This window comes from Nonomuraea sp. KM90, assembly GCF_052246675.1.
Classification (GTDB): Bacteria; Actinomycetota; Actinomycetes; order Streptosporangiales; family Streptosporangiaceae; genus Nonomuraea.
Genome location: NZ_JBQQCB010000272.1, coordinates 1 through 5,045, shown reverse-complemented (window position 1 = coordinate 5,045; position 5,045 = coordinate 1). Strand labels below are relative to the sequence as shown.

Sequence of the window (5,045 nt, the reverse complement as noted above, 5' to 3'; positions counted from 1 at the left end):
TGTCCTGTCGCACTGAAGTTGGCCGATTCTCACTGGATCTTGCGCTCGTCTCACGGCACACCGCCCTGATGCCACCTTCGGTGACTTGACAGTTACGTTATGCATCCCTTGAGGTGATTCAGTTCTCGTTTTAGGTGGCGGGTCTCAATGGATCAGCGATGGTCGTGGGATGGAGGAGATCAGAGAGCACACTGGCAGCAGTTGGGAGCTGTCGTGGTTGGGTGAGCGGGGAGCGGTGCGCCGTCCGTTGGGCGACGCCGTCGATGTGGGGTACGAATCGGTGCCGCCGGTCCGGGAGTTCGTCTCCTACCGGGGGCAGCGGCACTTTCCGGGCTTGTATTACGCGGCCACGATGGACGCCCATGTGGGGTTCGAGTCCTGGCTTGAGCGTGATCACGCGATGCTGCTGGACTTTGATCCGCAGGTGGTCGGGTTCGCTTCTCAGCCGTTCTGGTTGTGGTGGCGAGACGAGACGTCCCGGCGGGAGCGGTCGCACGCCCCGGACTTCTTCGCTCGCACGGCCGATGGAACGGCTCTGGTGATCGATTGCCGACCCGTTGAGCGACGAGATGTGAGGTCAGCGGAGTCCTTCAGCGTGATGGGGCGGGCCTGCGAACTGGCGGGATGGGCTTACCGGCTCGTCGGGGAACTAGAGCCGACACGGGCGGCGAATCTCCGATGGTTGGCCGGCTATCGACACCGCCGGCATGGGGAGACCGGGATGGTGCCCGCGGTGGTCGCGGCTTTCACGGTTCCAGGGCCGTTGTTGGCCCAGGCCGCGACGGTCAGCGATCCAATCGAGGTTCTGCCGGTGGTGTTCCACCTGCTCTGGACAGGACAGCTCACCACGGACCTCTCGCGCCCGCTCTCGGACCGGAGTCTGATCAGCGAGGCTGGCCGGTGAGGGGCACAAGCGAGGGACCTCGCGGCGCTGTTCGGGTCGGCGACCGGCTGAGGCTGGACGGTCGGATGCATCAGGTAGTCGGGTTGGAGGGGACGTCGGTCCGCCTGCTGGACAGCGCGGGAACCGCGTCGATGGTGCTGTTCTCCTATCTCGTCGCCACGCCCGGGTTCGAACTACTCGACAGTGAGCCCTCCTCGCCGAGCCTGGCCCCGTTCGGGCTCCTGGACACGGTGCCGGAACCCGCCCTGCAGAAGGCTAAAGCGCTGGAACGGCACCTGATCGAGCTTGAGACGGGACTTCCGCCGGATGCCGCCGAGGGGACGCTGCCCAAGCCCGAATACGATCCGCGTTGGCGGACGCTGACCGAACGGCTCGCGGCGAAGGCCGCCGAACTTTCTGCTTCTGGAACACCGACCTCGGCTCGGACTCTCCACCGTTTCCGGAGCGCCTGGCACGAGCAGGGCGTTTGGGGGCTCGTCGACGGCCGGACCCTTCGAACTCCGGAGCCAACGGGCCGCTGCGACGAGAGGTTCGTCGCTGTGGTTGAGGAGGTCCTGGCTGCTCAGGAGACCGCGACGACGGGCACCAAGACCCGAGCGTTCCGCCGCGTTCAGAAACTGCTGGTCGAGCGGTTCGGTGAGGGGATCGTGCCAGTTCCGTCGCGCGCGACGTTCTATCGGCTGCTTCGCGAGCTTGAACGCGGCCGGCACCCCTTCGGCTCAGCCACGACCCGCCGTTCTCAAGCAAGGCGGCCGGAGGCACCGTTCACGCCGACGGCGGCATCCCGACCGGGCGAGCTGGTGCAGATCGACACGACTCCGCTGGATGTCCTGGTGGTCCTGGACGACGGGGTGATCGGAAGGGCCGAACTCACGATCGTGGTCGATGTTGCCTCCCGCACGATCTGCGCTGCGGTGCTCCGACCCGCTGGAACCAAGGCGGTCGATGCCGCACTGCTGCTGGCGCGGACGCTGGTGCCGGAGCCGATGCGGCCGGGTTGGGCGGAGGCGTTGCGGATGTCGTCCTCGCTGATCCCGCACGCCCGGTTGATGAGCATCGACTCGCGCTTGAAGCACGCTGCTGCCCGGCCCGTCATCGTTCCGGAGACGATCATCATCGACCACGGCAAGGTGTTCGTCTCGGCTACCTTCACCGAGGCCTGCCGGTCGTTGGGGATCTCCGTTCAACCCGCCAGGCCCGCGACCCCGACGGACAAGGCGGTAGTCGAGCGGACCTTCGCTTCGATCAACACCCTGTTCTGCCAGCACGTCGCCGGATATGTCGGTTCGAATGTGACGATGCGGGGCCAGGATATCCAGGCGGTCTGGACGATCCAGGAGCTTGCCGACCTGTTCGACGAATGGGTCGTCGCCTGCTGGCAGCCTCGCCCGCACGACGGGCTGCGCAGCCCGTTCCTGCCCGGCAGAGCGCTCTCGCCGAACGAGGTCTATGCGCTGCTAGTGGCCCGATCCGGATATCTGCCGGTCTGTCTCAGCGGCGACGACTACCTGGAGTTGCTGCCCGTCGAATGGCGGGCGATCAACGACTACGGAATAAAGATCGACTATCGGACCTACGACTGCCCCGAGCTCGGTGAATACCGGCGCCAGTCCTCCGGCATCGCCACCCGAGATGGGCTCTGGGAGGTCCACTACGACCCCTACGACCCATCTCAGGTCTGGGTTCGCGACCATCGCGGCGACGGATGGATCACCGTCCCCTGGACCCGCCGACACCTAGTTTCCGGCCCATTCGCCGACTTCACCTGGCGACACGCGCGAGCGATCCTGGCGGCCCGCGGCGCCGATGACACCGATGAGAACGCGGTCGCTCTGGTGGTCGACGACCTCCTCACCCGCGCGGAGAAAGGCCCCGACCGCCGCATCGCGGCACGCACGAAAGCCTCGACCGGCATGCCACTCCGCCCCGATCACCAGCCCGAACCCGACGAAGAGCCCGCCGCCACAGAAGCAGCCGACTCCCGTGACGTCATCCCGTTCGGCGTGTTCGACGCCTTCACCGAAGGGAGCCGTTAATGATCGCCCCTACTCCGTCAGGTCCCGCCGAGGAATCAGAACACAACCCCCTTACCAGCCGGGAAGGCTGGACAGAGTTCGCGACGGAACGCATCAGCCCGCCCGTCCTCCTGCCGCCCGCCCGCCGGCAGAAGCTCACCGAAGCTGAACGAGGCGACTACTACGCGGCGTTGGAGGACTACCACTCCCAACTCGTCATCGTTTCCACCCCGACGATCCGGAAAGTCACCACCACCGGCCGCAAGCGGATCCTGCTCAACCGACGCCAGAAATCCGCCCGCCGCGGCATCATCCTCTCCGGTCTGGCCGGCACCGGAAAGACCACGGCGATCACCCAGTTGGGAAAGACTCACGAGCAGCTTCTTCGCCATCGCGGCCTGCACAGATCCGGGGCAGTACCGGTGGTCTATGTGACCGTTCCTCCCGCCGCAACGCCCAAGATGCTCGCCACCGAGATCGCCCGGTTCATCGGTCTTCAACTCCCCGCCCGCTACTCCCAGGTCGAGGTAACCAACGCAGTCTGCGATCTTCTCTGCACCCTGGGCACCGATCTCGTCCTCATCGACGAACTGCACAACCTAGACCCCACCACCCGGGTCGGCGCCGAGGCCTCCGACCAGATCAAGTACCTCTCCGAGCGGATCCCCGCCACCTTCGTGCTCGCAGGAGTCGAAGTCGAAGGCACTGGCCTGTTCGCCGGACGCAGGGGCGGCCAGATCGCCGGCCGCTACAGCTTCATCACCACCAATGCCTTCCCCCACAACACCGCCACAGATAAAGACGCCTGGCAGGCCCTGGTCGCGACCATGGAAGATTCTCTGCTCCTGCACGCGCACCGGCCCGGAACCCTCCGCAAACTCGGCCCTTACCTCCACGACCGCACCGGCGGCATGATCGGCAGCCTCTCCCACCTCATCCGTGAAGCCGCGATCGACGCCCTCACGGACGAAACCGAGAAGATCACCCGCAAGGGACTGGAAGCCATCGACCTCGACCAAGCCGCCGAACGCCACAACGCCCGCAGAAAGCAGCGCAAGCGCCGCAACCAGCACCCCGACAACCCTGCCGCATGACACGACCAAGGCTTCTGCCGGTCCCCCTCGCCCCGCTCCCCAACGAGCTGATCGGCTCCTACCTCAACCGCCTCGCCGACGCCAACCGCCTCCCCATCCGCCGGATCGACGCCCTCATCGCCACCGGCCGCCATCACTCCCGAGACAAGGACGACCTCACCGGCTGGACCCTCTCCTCAATCGAACGTCTCGCCGCCCTGACCGGCCGAAACAGCCCGGCGCTGATCCACGCCCTCCCTTCCCTCGCCGCCCTCGCCCAACCCAACCCGCTCCCGACCCCTCCGGCAAGCCTGACGCCGACGGCCTGGAAAACAAAGGTCTGTCAGCTCTGCGCCGCCAGCCGCGGAGTCCATGGCCTGGCCGTTCAACGCACCTACCCCCACCAGCGGATCTGTCTCCAGCACCAACGCTGGCTCGGCGGAAGGCAACTCCCGATCAGCCCACGCTTCCACGAGTTGATTCGCGCGAACATCCGTCACCGCCGACTCCTACGCGGTCATCGCGATCCCCTGCAGCCGAGCGCCCTCCACGACGAAGCACGAACCATGACCAGCCGATGGTTCAGCAACAACAACGGCCCTCTCGAACTCCAACGCACCTGGGACGACCGCCTCCAGATGCTCAATCCGGACACCGAATCAGACCCGCATGACGACCGCAACCTCATCGAAATGGTCACCTATCCAGAGACCGTCGTCTTGACCACCCTTCTCAGCAAACCCCACAACCCCGTCCACCACGACTTCCTGGCAGAGGTCATCCGCAGCTTCGGCCTCGACCCGCGAAGCCTCCCCGCGCTCCACCGACACACCACACTGCCATCCTCGATGAGAAACCCCGACACGCCGTCTCACCCAAGTCGTCACCGCCCAGGCAGCAAGTCCACCGCATGACAAGACACATGCGACGCCAGACCGAACCCCCAACGATGCCTCGGCAGGTTACTCAGCCGCGCCACTCCGCGGTCTCACCCGAAATGACAACATGCTCCTCAGGAGCATGCGACTCGCCAGCTCCATTGCGACAGGACAG

Annotated in this window: 4 protein-coding genes; all 4 read left to right on the top strand. The window is 65.9% G+C overall.

What is annotated here, in order from left to right; translation table 11 throughout:
- Positions 1-169 precede the first annotated feature (169 nt).
- The 4 genes from ACTWPW_RS62955 to ACTWPW_RS62940 all read left to right on the top strand — a co-directional run bounded on the left by ACTWPW_RS62955 (position 170) and on the right by ACTWPW_RS62940 (position 4,906).
- On the top strand, positions 170-904 hold the full coding sequence (locus tag ACTWPW_RS62955) for a TnsA-like heteromeric transposase endonuclease subunit (protein WP_443174843.1): 735 nt from the start codon (positions 170-172) through the stop codon (positions 902-904).
- A 65-nt stretch (positions 905-969) separates the two neighbouring features.
- Positions 970-2,940, top strand: a complete 1,971-nt coding sequence (locus tag ACTWPW_RS62950) for a Mu transposase C-terminal domain-containing protein (RefSeq protein WP_443174842.1) — start codon at positions 970-972, stop codon at positions 2,938-2,940.
- Positions 2,940-4,013, top strand: coding sequence for an AAA family ATPase (locus tag ACTWPW_RS62945; protein ID WP_443174841.1), 1,074 nt, complete (start codon positions 2,940-2,942; stop codon positions 4,011-4,013). Before ACTWPW_RS62950 ends, ACTWPW_RS62945 begins: the two co-directional genes overlap by 1 nt.
- Positions 4,010-4,906: a TniQ family protein gene (locus ACTWPW_RS62940; protein ID WP_443174840.1), complete on the top strand. Its 897-nt coding sequence runs from the start codon at positions 4,010-4,012 to the stop codon at positions 4,904-4,906. Before ACTWPW_RS62945 ends, ACTWPW_RS62940 begins: the two co-directional genes overlap by 4 nt.
- Positions 4,907-5,045: the final 139 nt, after the last annotated feature.

Coding starts and splice junctions, on each gene's coding strand:
- ACTWPW_RS62955 (WP_443174843.1), top strand. CDS start 170: ATGGAGGAGATCAGAGAGCACACTGGCAGCAGTTGGGAGCTGTCGTGG.
- ACTWPW_RS62945 (WP_443174841.1), top strand. CDS start 2,940: ATGATCGCCCCTACTCCGTCAGGTCCCGCCGAGGAATCAGAACACAAC.
- ACTWPW_RS62940 (WP_443174840.1), top strand. CDS start 4,010: ATGACACGACCAAGGCTTCTGCCGGTCCCCCTCGCCCCGCTCCCCAAC.
- ACTWPW_RS62950 (WP_443174842.1), top strand. CDS start 970: ATGCATCAGGTAGTCGGGTTGGAGGGGACGTCGGTCCGCCTGCTGGAC.